Here is an 18,733-nt window from a genome sequence, read left to right as displayed (position 1 = left end):
CGGCCTGGGGATGGTTATGGCTTGATCTTGACGTCCGGCGTACGCCAGATCAGGCCATCGACCGCATAGCCGCGCTCGCGCGCCTCGCGTAGCAGAGCGTCGCGGGTCGCGGGGGCCACTTCGGGCGTGCGCGCCAGCAACCAGAGGTTATCGTGGTCCGGCGTGCCGACCAGGACGCTGCTGTAGTCGTCATCCAGGTAGAGCACCCAGTATTCACCTTTGCCCAGGGCCGGAAACAGCTGCGAGAAGGTGTTATCGAAGCGCACCCAGAGCTTGTCGGTCTTACCGGCAACCTGCGGCTCGGCACGGCCGCTGACCTGTTGCCACTTGCCCTCCAGGCTCCGACAGCGATTGATCACCGCGATGTTGCCATCGCCTTGCAGCTGATAGTGCGCCTCGGATTGCGCACAGTTGCGCTGGAAGTACATCGGCAACCGCGCCAGCTCGTACCACGAGCCTTGGTAGCGCTGCAGATCGACCCGATCCACGGTTTTCGGTGGCGCCACGCCGGTACCCGAGTTGGCGCAGCCAGCCAGCAGCACAGCAACGCAGAGCGAAAAGAACAGCCGCATGGTCACTCCTTACTTCAGCCCTTGACCGGAGAACACCAGCACACTGTCGCCGGCGTATTGAATGCTGATAAAGCTCTTCTGGTCACCCCAGGTGCAGCTGGAAATCCCCAGCGCGCCGGAGCAATCGGTCGGGCTGCCGAGCAGGCTTTCCACTTCGGCCTTGCTCATGCCGGTTTTGATTTTCGAATAGTTTTCCTGATTGACCTTGCTGCACGCCGCCAGCAGCACACAGAACGACAACAGGACGAAGCGACGCAGGGACATGGAGCGACTCCTAGAGGGGCATTGGTTGACGGCAAGCTTGGCACAGCGAACCGCGACTCGCCTGATTGGACGTCAGAAGCGCGAGCCGGGTTCCTGCAGGAAAGAAACTTCCTCTGCCGAGCTAACGCGACCGAGTATGTGATTGCGATGGGGGAACCGGCCAAAGCGGGCGATGACCCGCTGATGGCGCTCGGCGTAGTCCAGATAATCGGCGAAGAGCCTGGCCTGCGTGGCGTCCGCGCCAGCGTGCAAGGCGGCGAAGCGCGTGACTGCCAAGGCCTGGCTGGGCAGGTCTTCGGCATGTTCGAGCACCAGGTAGATAAAGACCTGCCGGATCGGCGGCAACCGGGCTTCCAAGCCTTGCGCCAAGCCTGCGCGAACCAGTTGCTGGGCACGATGATCACCGGCAAAGGCGGGTGGCGTGTCGCGATGGATCATTCGCGGCAGTTGATCCAGCAGCAGGATCAGCGCCAGCCAGCCTGCGGGGTCGGCCTCCCAGTCGCTCAGGCCACCTTGCAGCGCCTGTCCCACCTGCTCGGCGAAGCGTTCACGGGCCTGGGCATCCTGACTGTCGCGCTTGCCGAACCAGAGCCCGGCGTGCGCAGCCGCCACCTCGGTGGCCGTCACGGCTGAACCAAACCACCAGTCCAGCAACGGCTGCCAAGGCGTGCCCATGGCTTACTCCTGGTGGTAGGCGGTAACCCGCTCGACTTCCTCTTTGGAACCGAGGAATACCGCAACCCGCTGGTGCAGCGAGGTCGGCTGGATGTCGAGAATCCGTTGCACGCCATTGGTCGAGACACCACCTGCCTGCTCGACGATGAACGACATCGGGTTGGCTTCGTACATCAGGCGCAGCTTGCCCGGCTTCTCCGGCTCACGGGAGTCGCGCGGGTACATGAACAACCCGCCACGGGTGAGGATGCGATGCACGTCGGCCACCATCGCGGCGACCCAGCGCATGTTGTAGTCCTTGCCCAGCGGCCCGCTCTTGCCGGCCAGCAACTCACCGACATAGCGACTCACCGGGGCTTCCCAGTGGCGCTGGTTGGACATGTTGATGGCGAATTCCTTGGTCTGCTCGGGAATGCGAATGTTGTCGTGGGTCATCACGAAACTGCCCAGTTCGCGATCGAGGGTGAAACCTTTGACGCCATCACCCAAGGTCAGCATCAGCATGGTCTGCGGGCCGTAGATCGCATAGCCGGCGGCGACCTGCTCGGTACCGGGTTGGAGGAACGCCTCTTCGCCGAGGTCGCCTTCATTGCCATTGCGATCCGGGCAACGCAGCACCGAGAAAATGGTCCCGACCGAGACGTTCACATCGATGTTCGAAGAGCCGTCCAGCGGGTCGAACACCAGCAGGTAGGCGCCTTTCGGGTACTTGCCGGGGATCTGGTAGGCATTGTCCATCTCTTCGGACGCCATGCCGGCCAGGTGACCGCCCCACTCGTTGGCTTCCAGCAGGATTTCGTTGGAGATGACGTCGAGTTTCTTCTGCACTTCGCCCTGCACGTTCTCGGTTTCCATGCTGCCCAGCACGCCGCCCAGCGCACCTTTGGAGACCGCATGGCTAATTTCCTTGCACGCGCGCGCCACCACTTCGATAAGGAAACGCAGATCGGCCGGGGTGTTGTTGCAACGGGTCTGCTCGATCAGGTAGCGGCTCAGGGTAACGCGGGACATGGAAGGCTCCGGAAGATTGGAAAACTCGCGCGCAGTTTAACCTGTAACCCGGGTCGGCGCCTCCCGACACCGACAACCGCACGCGAGTTCCTGGCCGCTACCAGTCCCAGACCAACGACAAGCTGGCACCTTGCAGGGTGTCATCCTCACCCTTGCGCAAGCTGTAACCACCGCGCAAGGCCAGATCGGCGGCGAGCTTCTGGTTGAAGCCGATGCTGGCACGGGTCAGGCTGTCCCCAGGGGTATAGCCCTGCAGAGTAAAGTCGAGAGCCGGCAGGCTGTTGAGGGCAATGGTCACGTCGCTGGCGTCGTCCTCGTACTCCTTCTCGCGGCTCACTTCGCCGAACAACTGGGTCGCGGGAGTCACGTCAATACGCCCTTGCAAACCAGCACCGAGGCGCTTGGAGGTGCGTTTCTGATCGTCGAAGCGCAAGGAGGTGGCGCTGTCGCCTTGCTCTTCATAGCCGTCGACTTCCACCCGCGCATAATCGGCGCTGATAAAGGGGCTCAGGTGCCAGGCACTGCCGGGCTGCGCGATGTCGTAGCCGAACCGGCCGCTCAACGCCCACAGGTAACCGTCGGTATCGCCTTTCTCACTACGCTCGCTAATGCCCAGCGCGAACTTACGCTTGAGGCTGTCATAGTCGAGGTAGCCGGCGCTCAACGCGCCATCGGCCCACCAGCGGTTTTGCTGGTATTGGACAAAGGCGCTGCCCAGGTAACTGCGCAGGTCGTAGTCGGAATCCGCGGCCCCCGCCTCGAGTTCCTGCTCGTAAAAGCCCAGTGCAACGCCGGCGCGCCAAGCCTCGTTCAGGCGATAACTACCGCCCAGATTCAAGCTGTAGCCATTGCCGTCGGCACTGGCGGAGCTGTCCTGTTCGTCGAAATCCAGGTGCTGGCCGCCGCCATTGACGAAGGCGCGCCACTGGCCCGGCGCTTGCCAGGACTCCCAGTCGGCCTGGAACTGGCTGCGTAACTGATCCTGATGGGAACGCAGCGTGTCATGGGCCATTTCCGGCAGCAGGGTCAGCTCCCAGGGCGCGGCCAGCAAGGAATAGGCGTAGTCGGCGAGGATCTGTTGCACCGCCGTAGTCGGGTGCACGCTGTCATTGAAGAACAGCTTGTCCGGATTCGGGTTGGCGCTGTTGATGCCATGGGTAGGGTTTTGATTGGCGCAGCCATCGAAACAGCTGCCTGCGAGATTCTGGGTCGGATCCAGCCCATAGATAGCCGGATTGTTCAGCACTTCGTCGACCAGTAGCGGCACATTGAGCGGGATGATCTCGGCATCGATTGCCGCCAACTGGCGCACCAGTTCGCTATTGAGATCCTGCCCCAGCCCGGCAAAGAGCGCCGCCGCCCCGCTACCGGAAAGTGCCGGCGTACGGCCGACATTCGGCAGCAACGAAACCATGATGTAGCGCGCACCAGCCCCCTGCAGGGCGCGCACGCTGTCGGCCAGACGCCCTGCGGCGGCTTGAGCCTGGACGGTATTGAGTACGCGACCCTGGAGGAAGTCGTTACCGCCACCATTGACGTAGAACAGCGTATTGGGATCAATACTCAAGCCGCGGCTGGCCAGATCGACCAGATAACCATCGCGAGTCCGCGAGCCGGCGACCGAGCCGCCCACTGCGGTAATTGAGTTGTAGATCTGGTCGGTGCGGTAGCCACCCACCGCCCAGCCGCTACCATCAGCCAGGCCCTGCGCTGCAGCCGTCGAGGAGGTGGAGGGCGCCAGCTCACCCAACCCCAGCTGTCGGCTCAGCAGCATGGGGCCGGTGGCGCCAAAGATCTCCCCGCTGCCACCCGCATATGTCGGGCCAACCCTATTGGTGAAGCGCAGGGTGGAGCCAGCAGGGCCGCCGGCATCGGGAAGTTGCCCGGCATCGCTCAGGCTGTCGCCGAAGACCACCAGGCCGGAATAGGGCGAGGCGTAAAGAGGGGTCGCAACGGTCGCCAACAGGCAAGCCATCGCCAGCGGGGTGAGCGCTCGCATCATCGGGTGAGTCCTTATCGTTATTATTGGCTCAGGTACGAAGTTGGGACTATAGCTCTGTTTTACCGATGCTGCAGCAAGCGCTTGCTCCAAGCCGACTGCGACCGACAGTGCGAATACGCGCTCAGGGCGTAGAGACTTTCACCAGCGTGCAAACCCGGTTACGGCCACTGCGTTTGGCCTCGTAGAGTGCCGCGTCCGCAGCCTGCATCAGTTCGTCCAGCGCCTGCCCCTGGACCGGCCAGAAGGCCAGGCCGGCGGACAGGGTCACGGTCTGCAGGCCACTGCGTGTGGGCAGCGGGCTGTCGGCCAATTGCCGGCAAATCAGCCCCAGGCGTTGCTGCGCCTCTTGCGCGCCCGCGCCCGGCAAGATCAACAGGAACTCCTCGCCGCCGATGCGAAACACCGCATCCGAGCTGCGCAGGCTGTCGGTCAGGTGCTGCGCCACCATCTTCAGCACGTCATCGCCGACCAGATGGCCGTGGGCATCGTTGAGCAGCTTGAAGTGATCCAGATCGATCAAGGCCAGGGCAATCGGCATGTGCTCGCGTTGCGCACGGGCCAGTTCGCGGCTGAAGAATTCATCCAGATAACGGCGGTTGTAGAGCCCGGTCAACGGATCGCACAGCGCCTGCTCCTGCAACTGCTCGTGCAGGCAGGAGATCGTCCGCAGGCGCTCCTCGCTGATCGCCAGGGCCTCGGCCAGCTTGAGCTCGCTGAGGTGGCGCTGGGTGACATCGCGCAAATAGAGCATCTGCCCGAGCACGAAAGTGCCGCTGCGGGTAACCCGCTCGATGGCGCGCATGCTCACCTCGAAATAACGCACCGGGCAGGCCAGCGTCAGCAGACGATCCCGCTCATTGCTCGGCGACTCTTGCAGCAGGGCCTGCAGATCCTTGCCAAATACCGGCCAGTCCGCCAGCCCCCGGCCCTGCCAGGCACTGGGTAAACCCGCCAGCTTGAACGCCGCGGGATTGGCTTCGATAACCCGCTGCTGCGGATCGATCACCAGCACCGGATCGAGCAGCTCCTGCAGCAACAGGTGACGCGCCACGGGCATCAGGTCGAACAAGCGCACGCCGACGATCAGCCAGGCAAAGGCAATCAAGGTGAAGGCGAAGCTGAAGGGCGTCGGATCGAAACCAAAGAGTGTCCGGCCGTACAGCACATAGCTGAGATTGGCGACCCAGGGCACCGCGGTGACCAGCACGAACGCCAGGTAATGCCGGCGGTGCACGCCATGGCTGAGCAGCACCGCGCGAATCACGATGGCCATGCAGAACAGCATGAAGAGATAAACGTAGGCGGCCGCGGCAAAGAACAACGGGCCGTGCTGGTAACGGATCGGCGCCCCGAGCGCAGCGGAGATTGGCGCGCTGCCGGCGGCGTAGAACAAACCATGCCAGGGATTGCTCAGCGCCAGCAGCCAGACCAGGAACGGCACCACCGTCAGGCTGAGAACGTGGCGCAACGGCAGCGATTGCCGCTCGCTATTGAGGTATTGCCAGAGAAACACTGCCCAGAAGGTCGGTGCCCCGACTATGCCCGGCCAGGCCATGCTGGCCCAGAACATCTTGCACCCGGCGCCCTGTGCCGACATCTCGGCGGCGGCGGCGAACATCCACCAGAGACTGGCCAGATGCAGCAGGATAAAGCTGTCGCGGCCCGGAAAATAGCGCTGCTGGGTCACCCAGCGCGCCAGCAGGATGACGCCGAGACAGACCAGAAGGGTGATAATGACCGGCATGTTCAGCGCCCAGCCCGAGGAGCTGCACGCGCTCATGGCTGCGCACCCGCTCGCGCCAGGGCAGCGGGAATAACCATCGACGAAGCCATCAAGAAATACTTACGCAAGGGTCTTTCTGCCCCAAAGTCACACGGACTGATCGCACAAAACGGCGTACCGAAGCCACCATACGTCAACTCTCTCGGTTATCTGAAGACTTTCTGCATGCCCGCCAACCCTCAGGGCTTGACCGCCGGCGTGCGCAGCAGACTCCAGGCCATCAGCACCAGCAGCGCCACCCCGAGCAATAATACACCCCACAGCCCGCCACGCTTCCAGTCCACACCTGCCGCCTGCACTGCGCTGGACTCGCCGACCGCCGGCACCTGCGCCGCGGCGTGCGCCCGCCCCAAGGTAGCCAGACGTTCATCGTCATAGCCGGGAATCAGGGTCGTCAATGGCAGATTGGCGGCTTTCGCCGCCGTATTGCCGATCGCCAGCACATAGGGCGGCGTACCGCGGGCAAGGAACACCACCTGTGTCGCCCGCAGCCCGACCGTCAGTTGCGGCGCGGCGCTGCCCAGGCCACCGCCGCGCTCATCGACCTGCAAACGCAATTGCTGCACCCGCTGCCCCGACAACTCCAATTCATTGCGGGTCACCTCTGCGCCGCCCTGCGGCAGGCGATAGAGCACGCCGCGCGCCAACGGCTGCCACTCCACCTTGCCGTCACGGCGACCACTGAGGATCACCGGCGCCAGAGTGTTGGCCTGTTTCAGCTCGATTCGCACCCGCTCCAGCGGCAACGCCAGGGGCAACGCCCAGCTGTATTCGCCGGCTTTCACGCTACTCGGTGCCAACGCCGCCGACCAGGCCATCGGCGCGGGCGCACTGCTGCTGGTGGCGCTGAGCAGGCTGGCGGCGGTCAGGGCCGGCGCTTGTTGCGGCGCGATCCAGAGCAGGCGCAGATAACGCGCGCGTTGCCCCGGCAGGCTGACTTCGCGCTGGTCAATGCGCTCATCGGCGAAGGCCAGGCGAGCGATCTGGCCGTCACCCCAGCTTTCCCAGTGTTGCAGGTCATCGCTGGCCTCGATGGAAAAGCGCTGGAAACCCTCACGCTCGGCACTCCAATCGAGGATCAGCTTGTCCAGCGGCGTCTTGATCGCACTGGCGTCCAGCAACCAGCCACGCAGCAAGTCCTGGTCGCCCGCCGGCGCAACCTCCGGACCGACCTCCACCAGGGTGCCGCTGGTAGTGCGCTGCACACGAATGTCCGGTAGCGCCTGGGCGGTATCGGCCTGGCTGTAGAGCGGAAACCATTTGACCGCAGTTTGCGTGCGCGTCTCGCTGTGCTGGGCACTGCCGAGGGTCAAGGCATAGGCCTGGGCCTCGCCCTCGGCATTGAACACGCGCAGGTCTCGCAGGTCGCCGAAGCGCGCGGCGAAATGCAGCGCCATTGGCAACTCCAGGCGATACCACGGCCCCTCACCGCTGAGCGTCAGCGGCACTTGCGCGGCATAGTCGCTGCGCTGCTCCTGGGCGCCGGCCAGCATGGATACGAGCACGCCGGCAGCCGCCAGCAATAACCGCAAAGAAGCAAAACCACTCATGTAGGCGCCTGCTCTGATTCCGCTGCCGGCTGCCGGGGCGGCAGCGGGGCAAAATAGCCGACGATCAACAACAGCACGCCGACCCCAATAAACGACACAATCCGTTCCAGACCGCCGCGGTTGCCCAACTCGACGAAGAACAGCTTGGCCACCACCACAGCGATCAGCACCGCGCCCACCAACCAGATCTCGCGGCGAGTGCGCAGATGACCGACGATCATCAGGGCCAGGGCGATCAGGGTCCAGACGATGGACAACCCCGCCTGCACCAACATCGACTGGAGCAGCAGATCCAACGCATAGGGCACCCCGCCCCAGTGATGGGCGGTGCGGAACACGGCTGCGGTCGCCAGGGCGAACAACGAAGCACCGGCCACCGCCTGCGGCAGCCAGCTCTGCTGCGCGGTGCTGAAACCCAGCTCCGGCAAGCCGCTGCGCAGCCACTTGCACACGCCGAACAAGGCGAACAGCAGGCCCAGCTCCAGCGGGTTGATCAGCGGCAGGTACGGCAGCGGCTCGGCACCGCCGTCGCTGGCGATATTCGCCAGCCAGAACCAGGCCAGCATCAGCAGCGCCAACGGCAAAGCGGCCAGCACACGGTACGCGCGCGGATAGGCGCGCACCGGCCACGGCAGGCTGCGGGCGCTGCTCATCAGCAACAGATAACCGCTCGGCAGCAAGGCCCAGCCCAGCCAGCGCCACGCGTTGTAATGCTCGGACAAGGCATACAGCAGATAACGCAATTCCAGCGCCAGCACGCCGATGATCAGCCAGCAGCCGAGCACATGGGCGGCCAGCAACGCGTCGCCGGGCAACAGGCTGGCCAGGCGCCGCAAGGCGAACAGGTGCACAGCAAACACCAGGCCCCATGCCAGCCAACCGAAATGGGCAGCCGGGTGATAGTCGGCCTGCAAGGCATACAACAGCGCCACGCCAGCGGCTGGCACCAGCATCGGGCAGAGCAGCGTCAACGCGCGCCACTGCTCGCGCACGGCCAGCAGGGTCCAGAGCGCCACCGTAGCGGCAGCGGCCAGCAACAGCAGCGGCACCTGCAGTTCGGCGCTGGCGAAACGCAACACCTCGCTGCTCAGCGCCAGCGTCCACCAGCCCGCGCCCCAGACCAGCAGCAACTGCGACAACCGCTCCAGGCTCAGTGCGCCCATCGATTCGTCGTCGCGCCTGGCTGCCAGGAACAACCGCCAGGCGCCGACCAAGGCCGCCAGCGCCAGCACCGCCGGTGTCCAGAAGCCGGCATGCGCCAGCGGTCGCAAGCCTTCGCCACTCAACTGCCCGAGCAGTAGCGGGCTCGCGGCCAGGAAGGCCACACCGCCCAGGGCTTGCAGCAGCAGGCCGAAGACGAAGCTGGCGCGCTGTTGCAGATGCAGGCTCAACCAGATGATCAGCAGACCGCTGCCCGCCCACACCGCACTGGCGGTTTGCCAAGGCAGGACGAATAGCACCGCCAGGTTGATGAATACCAGGCCGACCAGCAGCACCAGCGACAAACCACGCATCAGCCGCGCATCGCTGCTGACCTGTTTGTCGCGGGCGGCGAACAACATGCCGCCGATCAGCGCCAGGCCGATCAGCGAGGCGGTGACCAGCCCGCTCCAGCCGGCGCTGAACACGCCGCGCTCGGTGCCCGATGCGGTTCTCAGCTGCAACAGGAACAACGCACCACCGAGCAACTGCACGGCGAAGGCACTGAACAGAAAGCTGCGCGAATGGATGCGCAAACCGACATACAAGGTCGCCAGACCGGCCAGCGCCCAGCAGATCGCCGTTGCCTCGGCCGCCAAGTTCAACGGCGCCAACAGATAGAGAAAGGCCAGCCCGGCACAGGCCAGCAGCGGCGAACCACGCCGCTCCCAGGCCGTCGCGTGCTCCGGCGCGGCGCGGCGCAAGCGGTCGTGGCTGAACAGCAAGGCCGCGCCGAGCAGCAGCGCCCCCAGCGGCGCGCCGCTGAGCACGCTATCCGCGCCCGCCCCCAGCTCGGCGAGGAAGGCCAGTGCCGCGCCCAACTGCAGCAGCAAGGCAAAGGCCCGTGCCAGGGTGCGTTGCTGCCGCAGGCCCAGCCAGTAGATGCCCGCCCCCTCGACCGCCCAGGCCGCGGCCGTCCAGCGCGCATCCAGGCCCAGGGGAATCGCCAGGGTGCCGAAGACCACGCCCAGCGCCAGACAGGTTTCCACCAACAGCAAGGCACGCCCCGGCGCCCGCCCGGCCAGCAGCCGCGCCAAGCCCATGTAGAACAGGCCCAGTGCCAGCGCACTGAAGGCGGCGGCGAACTCGAGGTGCTGCACCAGCGCGAACTGCAGGCCGAAACCGACGATGGGCGGGCCGAACAGCACCGTGCCGTCGACATAATCGCCCTGGCGTGCCGACCAGCGCAGCAGTGCGGCGCGACTGTCGTCCTCCGGCCCCGCCGCTATGTCGCGCAACTTGCGCCGGGCGAACAGCAAGCCGATGGCCACATACATCAGGAAAAACAGGATCAGGAACGGCTCGGTGCTCCACAGCAATTCGGGTTTATAGGAGCGCAGGCCCCAGGCAAAGCCGATGCCGAAGGTGCCGACGAAGCCGATCAGGTTGAGCACGCGCCAGGCCTTGAACCAGGCAATGGCGAAGATGCCGGCATTCAACAGGGCGAAATAGGAAAACAGCGCGACATGGTTGCCGCTGCCGGTCGAGGTCAGGATCGGTGCGGCGAAGCCGCCCAGCGCCGCCACCGCCGCCAGGCCCATGGCATTCTGCGCCACCGCCAGGATCGCCGAGCAGACGGTCACCACCACCAGCAACGACAGCGCCAGGCCCGGCGCCAACAGTGGATGCAGGCGGAAGGCGGCGAACACCGTCAGGTACAGCACCGCAATCCCAGTGCCTTGCAGCATCAGCGCGTAGCTCGGGTTGCGCAGGCGCAGCCACCAGCCCAGGCCGAGCAAGGCGATGGCACTGGCGGCCACCCCGGCGTAGCGCATCTCCACCGGCACCACCATGCCTTCGGTGGCATAACGCAGAAGGAAGGCCAGGCCGAGGAATAACAGCACCACCCCGATACGCAGCACGGTATTGCCACCGAACAGCCAGGTTTGCGCCACGTCGATCGCCCGTTCGATCGGTGAAGGCTGGCGCGGCGCGGGCGGTACTCGCGGAGCCGCGGCACGCGGCGGGCTAACGGCTGCGCCGCTCCACTCGCTGGGCGCAGCAGCCTGCGTTGGTTCCATGGTCGGAATGTGGGCCGGGCCCGACAGCTCCGGCGGCAACTCCCAGACCAGCTCGGGTTCCGGCTCCGGTTCAAGGCTGAAACTCAACTCAGGCTCAGGCTCGGCGGTGGCTTCAGCCAGAGGGGACGACGGCTGGGCTGCAGTCGCCGGCTGGGCGGGCGACGCCTGCTCGACCTTGAGCAGACGCTCATGAATCGCCGAAGTGCCATGGGCAAAGCGCTTCAGCTCCTGGCGCAACTCGGCGTTCTGCGCTTGCAGCGCCTGCAGCTTGAGCGCCTGGCCGATACCCAGGCCGAGCAAGCCGCCCAGAAACCCACCTGTGACAGACTCACCCACCGAGGCGCCGACCAGCAGACCGACCAGCATGAAGATCCATTGCATGCACTGACTTCCCAATCGGGTTATGAACAAACCACCTGCGTCCCTGCGAAGGAGCCACGAAGGCCGGCGCAATCAAGCGGCCCAGTATATGGCCCCGCCCCATCAGCTTATAGCGGCGAATGCCGTGCGCCGCACACTTGTGCATTAATTAGCCGTTAATCCAATGATTGCGCCAAACCGGCAGAAGGTTGTTCACTATTTCGCCAGCCCCGCTATCATGCCGCGCCCGGAAGCTGTTCAAGCTCCAGCCGAGCGTCGCTCAGGCACGCCTTGAACAGCCCCCAGAACGCCCTGCAGGTGTGGATAAATGACCAAGTTGTTGATCGTCGGTGCCGAGCTCGATCGGACGGACACCTGGATCAAATACGAAAGAAGCATGTGCAACAGCTGCGTTTCCAGCTGCTGCACCATGCCCGTGGAAGTGCGCTTCACCGACTTGCTGCGCATTGGCCTGGTGCAGGAGTTCGAGCGCAGCGAACCGCCCAAGCAGATTGCCAAGCGCCTGATGAAAGAGGGCGTGGTCGAGCGTTTCAACCAGAAGTACGGCATCTACACCCTGACGCGCATGGGCAATAACGATTGCCTGTATCTGGATCGCAAGTCGCGCCTGTGCACCATCTACGAGCAGCGTCCGGACACCTGCCGCAATCACCCGAAGATCGGCCCACGGCCCGGCTACTGCGCCTACAAACCGAAAGCCCAAGCCAAGTAGCAGCGGCCATACGCACTGTCGCCGCTCAGTGCGCGACGACCTTCGGATGCCAGAGCTGCACCTGGTTCCGGCCACTGTCCTTGGCCCGATACATCGCCGCATCGGCATTCTTCGACAACTGCACCTCGTCGCTGCCGTGTTCGGGATAGACGGCGATACCGGTGCTCGAAGAAATGCTCAGGGGCGCCTCGCCCTCCAGCTCGAATGGCTGATTGAGCACCTCGCGGATCTTTTCGGCCACCAGCAGCGCATCCTGCTCACCGTCGATGGTGGGTAGCAGCACGACGAATTCATCCCCACCCAGGCGCCCTACCAAATCCGACTCGCGCACGCAGCCCTGTAGGCGCCGCGCCACGACTTGCAGCAGCGCATCGCCGACATGGTGGCCCAGGGTATCGTTGATCGGCTTGAACCTGTCGAGGTCGATGAACATCAACGCCAAGCGCGACTTGTTGCGCCTGGCTTGGGCCAGCGCGTGGGTCAGGTGGTCGCTGAACAGGGCTCGGTTGGGCAGCCCCGTCAGCGCATCGTGTTCGGCCTGATGGCGCAGGCGCGCCTCGCTTTCGCGCAGCTCCTGGGTCATCACCCGAGCCAGCGCCAGCGCCCGCGAGCGCCCCGTTGCCAAGACCCAGGTAAGTAACGTCAACAGCAGGCTCAGGGCGATCCCGGCAAGGCCGATCAGGCTGGAATTATCCTTACTGATGGGCCTGTCCTGTTGCGGCACCGCGCCCAGTTCCAAGGTCCAGGTGCGCCCCGCCACCTCAAGGTATTCGACCGTGTCGCTCTGGGTGACCACCCCGGCCCGGGTCGAATCGAAGAGCAGCGACTGCTCGGCCATTCTGACGTCATCGTAGATTCTGATCTGCGCCGCGCCGGCGCGCTCGCCATACAGGCTCGCCATTAGCTTGTTGATCCGCAAAGGCGCCATCACCCAACCGCTGAGATTGGCCCGACGCGCCTCCAGGGAGTCGTGCCCCAGACCCTTGGCATACACCGGCAGAAACATCACGAAACCAGGCTGCGCATCGGGCGTCTGCTCAGCGCCCACCAGCAGCGTGAGTTTGCCGGTGATGGTCGCGGCGCCGGAATCCCGCGCCTGCTCCATCGCCGCGCGGCGCGAAGGCTCGGCATAAGGGTCGAGGCCGAACAGCAACTGGTTGCGCCTGGCGAAGAGCTCCAACTGAACCACCGGCGCGTAGAACGCACGCTCACCCTCCGGCCAGATCCGATACTGCTCCAGCCCCTGTTGTCGCTGCTGAGCAACGTGCCGGGCTTTTTCCGCATGCGGCAGCCACTGCAGAAAACCAATGCCCTCGATGCCAGCAAAGTCCGCCCCCAACTGCAGGGAATCGACGTAGGTCTTGAACTCCTCACGCTCGACCTTGCCTGACGCGGCAAATAGCCCCTGCACGCCGCGCAGCACCTGCTCATAAGCCGCAATCCGCTGCTCGATGCTGCTGCTGGCCTCGCGCAAGTTGAAATCGGAACTCTCTTGCTGATCGAGCAGCGCATTGTGCTGTTCGTGCTGCCAAAGCAAGTAGGTAACCGTCAACGAAACCAGCAACGTCACTGGCGCCAGCAGTTGATAGCGCAAGCTGCCCCTGAGCGGTTTCAAAAGTTGACCATCGTTCGAGCAAGGTTCGCGGGGAAGTACTTTTCAAAAATCCGCAGCACCGTGCCGTCCGCACGCATACCCTCGACCAGTGCCCGCCATTTCGCCTGTTCGGCCAGGGAAATAGACTTCTTCGACATGATCAGGCCGTGCGGCGTGGGCGCATCACCGGTATCGATAATGCGCGTCACCTGCCTGATCGCGCCGCTTTCCACCTGAGAGTAGTCGAACGGCTCAATGATCATTCCCTGGATCCGATTCAACTCCAGGACTTCGTACAACGGCTCCAGCCGAGTCGCATAGCTGACGCGCCGCTCGGCGCTCAGGCCATCCACCAGCCGATTGGCATTCGGGCTGTAGCGGAAGCCGCGGATAACCCCCAGTTGCAGCTTGGGGTTGCTTTCGAAGTCGCTCAGTTGCTGAACCTCGGCGTCCTTGCGCACCAGCAGGTAATACTGGTTGGAAAAGTACCAGGCGAAGCCGGCGAACTCTTCCCGCGTCTCATTGCTGATCCCGGACAGGCTGAAGTCCAGCGCGCCCAACTCGATCAGCTGCCAGATCCGCGCACGCGGCAACAGGGTAACCGTGACCTTGCAACCGCTGCGCTTGATCAGCTCCGCGGCGAAGTCCTTATCGATCCCCGCATCGGTTTCCGCCGAATAGAGCAACCCGTGATCATGCAAGGCCAGGGTCATGGCCCGACTGCAATCGGGCCCCTGTGCCGCCATGACCTTGTCGATCGTACCGAGTACGAGTAAAGCCAGCGTTAGCCAAAGAAACTGCCGCATAAAGCCCCACACCTACGAACCCAGAGAGATGACGGTACGCAAACCAGTCGCTGGTTACGCCTGCTCGACCGAAATAGTAGGCCAGCCCAAGTAACTTATATGGCCGTTTGCCGCTATTTTCCAGCGCCTCGCTGTCGGCTCGTCGCGGCAGGCGACATAAACCGAGCGCATCCCCACCTTTGTGCTCGCCCACGGCCCGGACCCACCCCACGTAATATGCCCGGCCAGCGTGGCTGGCCGGGCATATTACGGATGGGCTGCACCGCTGACTGGCTGCGTCTGCGCGGTCTCGACAGCCGCCCGGCGACCCGTGAAGCGTTCAAACGGCGGCGGGCAGTACATAACCACGGAAACCTGCTCGGCAGAAAACAAAAAGCCCCCGCCATGCAGCATGGCGGGGGCTTTTTGTTTCAGCGTTGTAGCGTATTAACTGCTTTTCTTGGCAGCGCGGGTACGCTCGCTCTCACCAAGAATTTTCTTACGCAGACGGATCGACTTCGGCGTCACTTCACACAGTTCGTCTTCTTGGACGAATTCCAGAGCTTGCTCCAGGGTGAAGCGGATCGGCGGAACCAATGCGATGGTTTCGTCTTTACCGGAAGCGCGCATGTTGTCGAGCTTCTTGCCTTTGGTCGGGTTCACACCCAGGTCGTTGTCGCGGCTGTTGATGCCGACGATCTGGCCTTCGTACACGTCTTCGCCGTGGCCGAGGAACAACTTGCCACGCGCCTGCAGGGTTTCCAGCGAGTAGGTCAGCGCCTTACCGGTAGCCACCGAAACCAGTACGCCGTTCTGACGGCCGGACATATCGCCGGACTTCATCACGTCGTAACGGTCGAAGATGCTGGTCAGGATACCGGCACCGGAAGTCAGGGTCAGGAACTCGTTACGGAAACCGATCAAGCCACGGGCCGGGATGTTGTACTCAAGGCGAACGCGGCCTTTGCCATCCGGAACCATGTTGGTCAGGTCGCCTTTACGGTTACCCATTTGCTCCATCAGAGCGCCCTGGGAAACTTCTGGCACGTCGATGGTGACGTTTTCGTACGGTTCGTGCTTCACGCCGTCAACCATACGGATGATCACTTCCGGACGGCCAACACCCATTTCGAAGCCTTCGCGACGCATGGTTTCGATCAGTACCGAGAGGTGCAGCTCACCACGGCCGGAGACTTTGAACTTGTCGGCGGTGTCGCCTTCTTCAACGCGCAGGGCTACGTTGTAGAGCAGCTCTTTGTCCAGACGTTCCTTGATGTTACGGCTGGTGACGAACTTGCCTTCGCGACCGCAGAACGGCGAGTCATTGACCTGGAAGGTCATGGAAACGGTTGGCTCGTCAACGGTCAGCGGCTTCATCGCTTCAACGTTCTGTGGGTCGCACAGGGTGTCCGAGATGAACAGCTCGTCGAAGCCGCTGATGCAGACGATGTCGCCGGCAGCTGCTTCTTCAACGTCGATACGGTGCAGACCGTGGTGCCCCATCAGCTTGAGGATACGACCGTTACGCTTCTTGCCGTCAACGTCGATGGCCACAACTTGAGTGTTCGGCTTGACGCGACCACGAGCGATACGACCAACGCCGATAACACCCAGGAAGCTGTTGTAGTCCAGTGCCGAGATTTGCATCTGGAACGAACCGTCACGGTCGACTTTCGGAGCCGGTACGTGGTCGATGATCGCCTGGTACAGCGGCGTCATGTCTTCGGCCATGTTGGTGTGTTCCAGACCGGCAATACCGTTCAGCGCGGAGGCGTAAACGACTTGGAAGTCCAGCTGCTCTTCGGTGGCACCCAGGTTGTCGAACAGGTCGAAGATCTGGTCCAGAACCCAGTCCGGACGCGCACCTGGACGGTCAACCTTGTTGATGACCACGATTGGACGCAGGCCGGCTTCGAACGCCTTCTTGGTCACAAAACGGGTTTGCGGCATAGGGCCGTCTTGAGCGTCAACCAGCAGCAGAACGGAGTCAACCATCGACATTACGCGCTCAACTTCGCCGCCGAAGTCGGCGTGACCGGGGGTGTCCACGATGTTGATGTGGTAGCCGTTCCAGTTGATGGCGGTGTTTTTCGCCAGAATGGTAATACCGCGCTCTTTCTCCTGGTCGTTGGAGTCCATCACGCGTTCGTCGTTGAGCTCGCCGCGTTCCAGGGTGCCGGATTGACGCAAGAGTTTGTCTACCAGGGTGGTCTTACCATGGTCAACGTGAGCAATGATGGCGATGTTGCGTAGATTTTCGATCACTTGTGTATCTCGATCAGAGGATTCGGTTCGCCGCTAAGTTTAGGCGGCCAGTATGAATAATGAAGTGGCGGGGCAGCCCCGTCGGTCGGGGGGGCGGTGGCGGATACTGCCGCCAAACAGACCCGGCGTTTTATGCCGGACGATAAACGCGCACATTGGCATGCCCCTCGCTGAGCAAGTGGTGGGCATGCAGGCGGCTCATCACGCCTTTGTCGCAATACAGCAGGTACTGGCGGGTGATATCCAGTTCCTTGAAGCGACTGTTGAGTGCGAAGAACGGCAACGCTTGAACCTCGATGCCGTTCAGCTCCAGCGGCAGGTCTTCCTGGGCGTCCGGGTGACGGATGTCCAGCACGATCTGCCCAGGCAAGGCTTCATTCACTTCCTCGACCTGGATGTCTTCGCCCAACTCGTCGATCACCCGGTCGATCGGCACCAGGCGGGCGCGCTCAAGGGCGCGCTCCAGCACGGCCATATCGAACTGGGCCTCTTCGTAGACCACGCGGTCGGGCTTGGCGCGGGTGGTCGGGTTCACCGAAATCACTCCGCAGTATTCGGGCATGTGCTTGGCGAACTCGGCCGTACCGATCTGCGTCGCCAAGTCGATGATGTCCTGCTTGTGGCTGGCGATCAGCGGGCGCACCACCAGTTTGTCCGTAGCCCGGTCGATCACCGCGAGGTTCGGCAGGGTCTGGCTGGACACCTGGGAAATTGCCTCGCCGGTCACCAACGCGTCGATATCCAGACGATCGGCGATAGTGCTCGCGGCGCGCAGCATCATGCGCTTGAGCACCACGCCCATATAACTGTTGTCGACCTTGCCGAGGATCTCGCCGAGCACTTCCTCGAACGGCACGCTGACGAACAGCACGCGCTGCGAACGGCCGTACTTGTCCCACAGGTAGTGCGCCACCTCCATAACCCCCAGCTCATGGGCGCGCCCACCGAGGTTGAAGAAGCAGAAATGGCTGACCAGCCCGCGGCGCATCATTTGATAGGCCGCCACCGTCGAATCGAAACCGCCGGACATCAGCACCAGCGTGTGCTCGATGGCGCCCAGCGGATAACCACCGATGCCGTCATGCTGATGGTGGATGACGAACAGGCGCTGGTCACGGATTTCCATACGCACCACAACTTCCGGCTCTTTCAGCGAAATCCCGGCGGCGCCGCACTGCTGACGCAACTGGCTGCCGACATAGCGCTCGACATCCATCGAGCTGAAGCTGTGTTTGCCGGCGCGCTTGCAGCGCACGGCGAAGATCTTGCCGGGCAGCAGGTCGGCGTAATGCGCCTTGCACTTCTCGACCATGTCATCGAGGTCGGCCAGCGGGTATTCGTTCACTTCCAGAAACTGGCCGATACCCGGGGTACGGGTCAGGCGCTCGACCATCTCGCGCAGCACTTTCGGCTCGCGCACCTTGGTCTCGACGTCGAGGTTGTCCCACACGCCGTCCACCACGAGATGAGGATCCAGGTCACGCAGCACCATGCGAATATTCTTCGCCAACTGACGGATGAAGCGCTTGCGCACCGGCCGGCTTTTTATGGTGATTTCAGGGAAGACTTTAACGATAAGTTTCATGAAAACTGCGCGCGTGAGGCCAGCCGAAAAAGTGGGGGCGGGATTATAGCGGAAATTGCTCAAGGTTTAACCAGTTATTGACAACAAAGATCTTAAGCGCACCAAAACAATGCACCAGCTTTCCTTGCAGATCCATTATGGTGCACAGGATTGCCTGGCGCACAGATGCAGCCCCCGCCACGCCTGAGTTACAGGAGCGAAACCCACTTCGGGGCACTGGCATGCAATTTGCTCCCTTGTGAGGCAGGTTGCCCTGGCGGAGTATCCGCCCGGCTTCACCCGTTTATTTTGGGGGCCAACTCTTACCCTGCCCCCGTCCATCTGGAGGACACC

Annotated in this window: 13 protein-coding genes; 1 reads left to right on the top strand and 12 read right to left on the bottom strand. The window is 63.2% G+C overall.

The features are described 5' to 3' along the window. Positions 1–14: 14 nt before the first annotated feature. The 8 genes from AC3IYG_RS01930 to AC3IYG_RS01895 all read right to left on the bottom strand — a co-directional run bounded on the left by AC3IYG_RS01930 (position 15) and on the right by AC3IYG_RS01895 (position 11,459). Positions 15–572 carry a lipocalin family protein gene (locus tag AC3IYG_RS01930; protein ID WP_489312037.1) on the bottom strand — a complete coding sequence of 186 codons (558 nt, stop codon included), beginning with the start codon at positions 570–572 and terminating at the stop codon, positions 15–17. A gap of 9 nt (positions 573–581) precedes the next feature. Next, positions 582–836 (bottom strand): outer membrane protein assembly factor BamE domain-containing protein, encoded by a 255-nt coding sequence (gene bamE, locus AC3IYG_RS01925; protein WP_489312036.1) that lies wholly within the window; start codon positions 834–836, stop codon positions 582–584. 72 nt (positions 837–908) lie between these two features. Continuing rightward, the gene (locus tag AC3IYG_RS01920) at positions 909–1,511 is read right to left on the bottom strand and encodes a DUF924 family protein (protein WP_489312035.1); all 603 of its coding nucleotides are present in this window, start codon (positions 1,509–1,511) and stop codon (positions 909–911) included. A gap of 3 nt (positions 1,512–1,514) precedes the next feature. Continuing rightward, positions 1,515–2,522, bottom strand: coding sequence for a class 1 fructose-bisphosphatase (locus AC3IYG_RS01915; protein WP_489312034.1), 1,008 nt, complete (start codon positions 2,520–2,522; stop codon positions 1,515–1,517). A gap of 97 nt (positions 2,523–2,619) precedes the next feature. Further along, positions 2,620–4,524, bottom strand: a complete 1,905-nt coding sequence (gene estP / locus AC3IYG_RS01910; protein WP_489312033.1) for an esterase EstP — start codon at positions 4,522–4,524, stop codon at positions 2,620–2,622. A gap of 121 nt (positions 4,525–4,645) precedes the next feature. Continuing rightward, a complete protein-coding gene (locus tag AC3IYG_RS01905; RefSeq protein WP_489312032.1) occupies positions 4,646–6,304 on the bottom strand; it encodes a histidine kinase N-terminal 7TM domain-containing diguanylate cyclase in 1,659 nt (552 codons plus the stop codon). 182 nt (positions 6,305–6,486) lie between these two features. Then, a complete protein-coding gene (locus AC3IYG_RS01900) occupies positions 6,487–7,857 on the bottom strand; it encodes a DUF3999 domain-containing protein (RefSeq protein WP_489312031.1) in 1,371 nt (456 codons plus the stop codon). Beyond that, the gene (locus AC3IYG_RS01895) at positions 7,854–11,459 is read right to left on the bottom strand and encodes a DUF2339 domain-containing protein (RefSeq protein WP_489312030.1); all 3,606 of its coding nucleotides are present in this window, start codon (positions 11,457–11,459) and stop codon (positions 7,854–7,856) included. The genes AC3IYG_RS01900 and AC3IYG_RS01895 overlap by 4 nt, the downstream gene beginning before the upstream one ends. 307 nt (positions 11,460–11,766) lie before the next feature. On the opposite strand from AC3IYG_RS01895, the gene AC3IYG_RS01890 reads away from it, so the two are divergent. Next, a complete protein-coding gene (locus tag AC3IYG_RS01890; protein WP_489312029.1) occupies positions 11,767–12,171 on the top strand; it encodes a YkgJ family cysteine cluster protein in 405 nt (134 codons plus the stop codon). A gap of 25 nt (positions 12,172–12,196) precedes the next feature. On the opposite strand, the gene AC3IYG_RS01885 is transcribed toward AC3IYG_RS01890, so the two are convergent. The 4 genes from AC3IYG_RS01885 to thiI form a co-directional block, all read right to left on the bottom strand. After that, positions 12,197–13,786 carry a CHASE domain-containing protein gene (locus tag AC3IYG_RS01885; protein ID WP_489312028.1) on the bottom strand — a complete coding sequence of 530 codons (1,590 nt, stop codon included), beginning with the start codon at positions 13,784–13,786 and terminating at the stop codon, positions 12,197–12,199. Next, positions 13,783–14,571 (bottom strand): substrate-binding periplasmic protein, encoded by a 789-nt coding sequence (locus AC3IYG_RS01880; protein WP_489332152.1) that lies wholly within the window; start codon positions 14,569–14,571, stop codon positions 13,783–13,785. The genes AC3IYG_RS01885 and AC3IYG_RS01880 overlap by 4 nt, the downstream gene beginning before the upstream one ends. A gap of 426 nt (positions 14,572–14,997) precedes the next feature. Continuing rightward, positions 14,998–16,815 carry a translational GTPase TypA gene (gene typA, locus AC3IYG_RS01875; RefSeq protein ID WP_489312026.1) on the bottom strand — a complete coding sequence of 606 codons (1,818 nt, stop codon included), beginning with the start codon at positions 16,813–16,815 and terminating at the stop codon, positions 14,998–15,000. A gap of 130 nt (positions 16,816–16,945) precedes the next feature. Next, on the bottom strand, positions 16,946–18,400 hold the full coding sequence (thiI, locus tag AC3IYG_RS01870) for a tRNA uracil 4-sulfurtransferase ThiI (RefSeq protein ID WP_489312025.1): 1,455 nt from the start codon (positions 18,398–18,400) through the stop codon (positions 16,946–16,948). Positions 18,401–18,733 lie beyond the last annotated feature (333 nt).

Source organism: Pseudomonas sp. KH_027 (assembly GCF_057838565.1).
The sequence above is the reverse complement of the archived record's forward strand: the minus strand, read 5'-3'. Positions and strand labels throughout refer to the sequence as shown.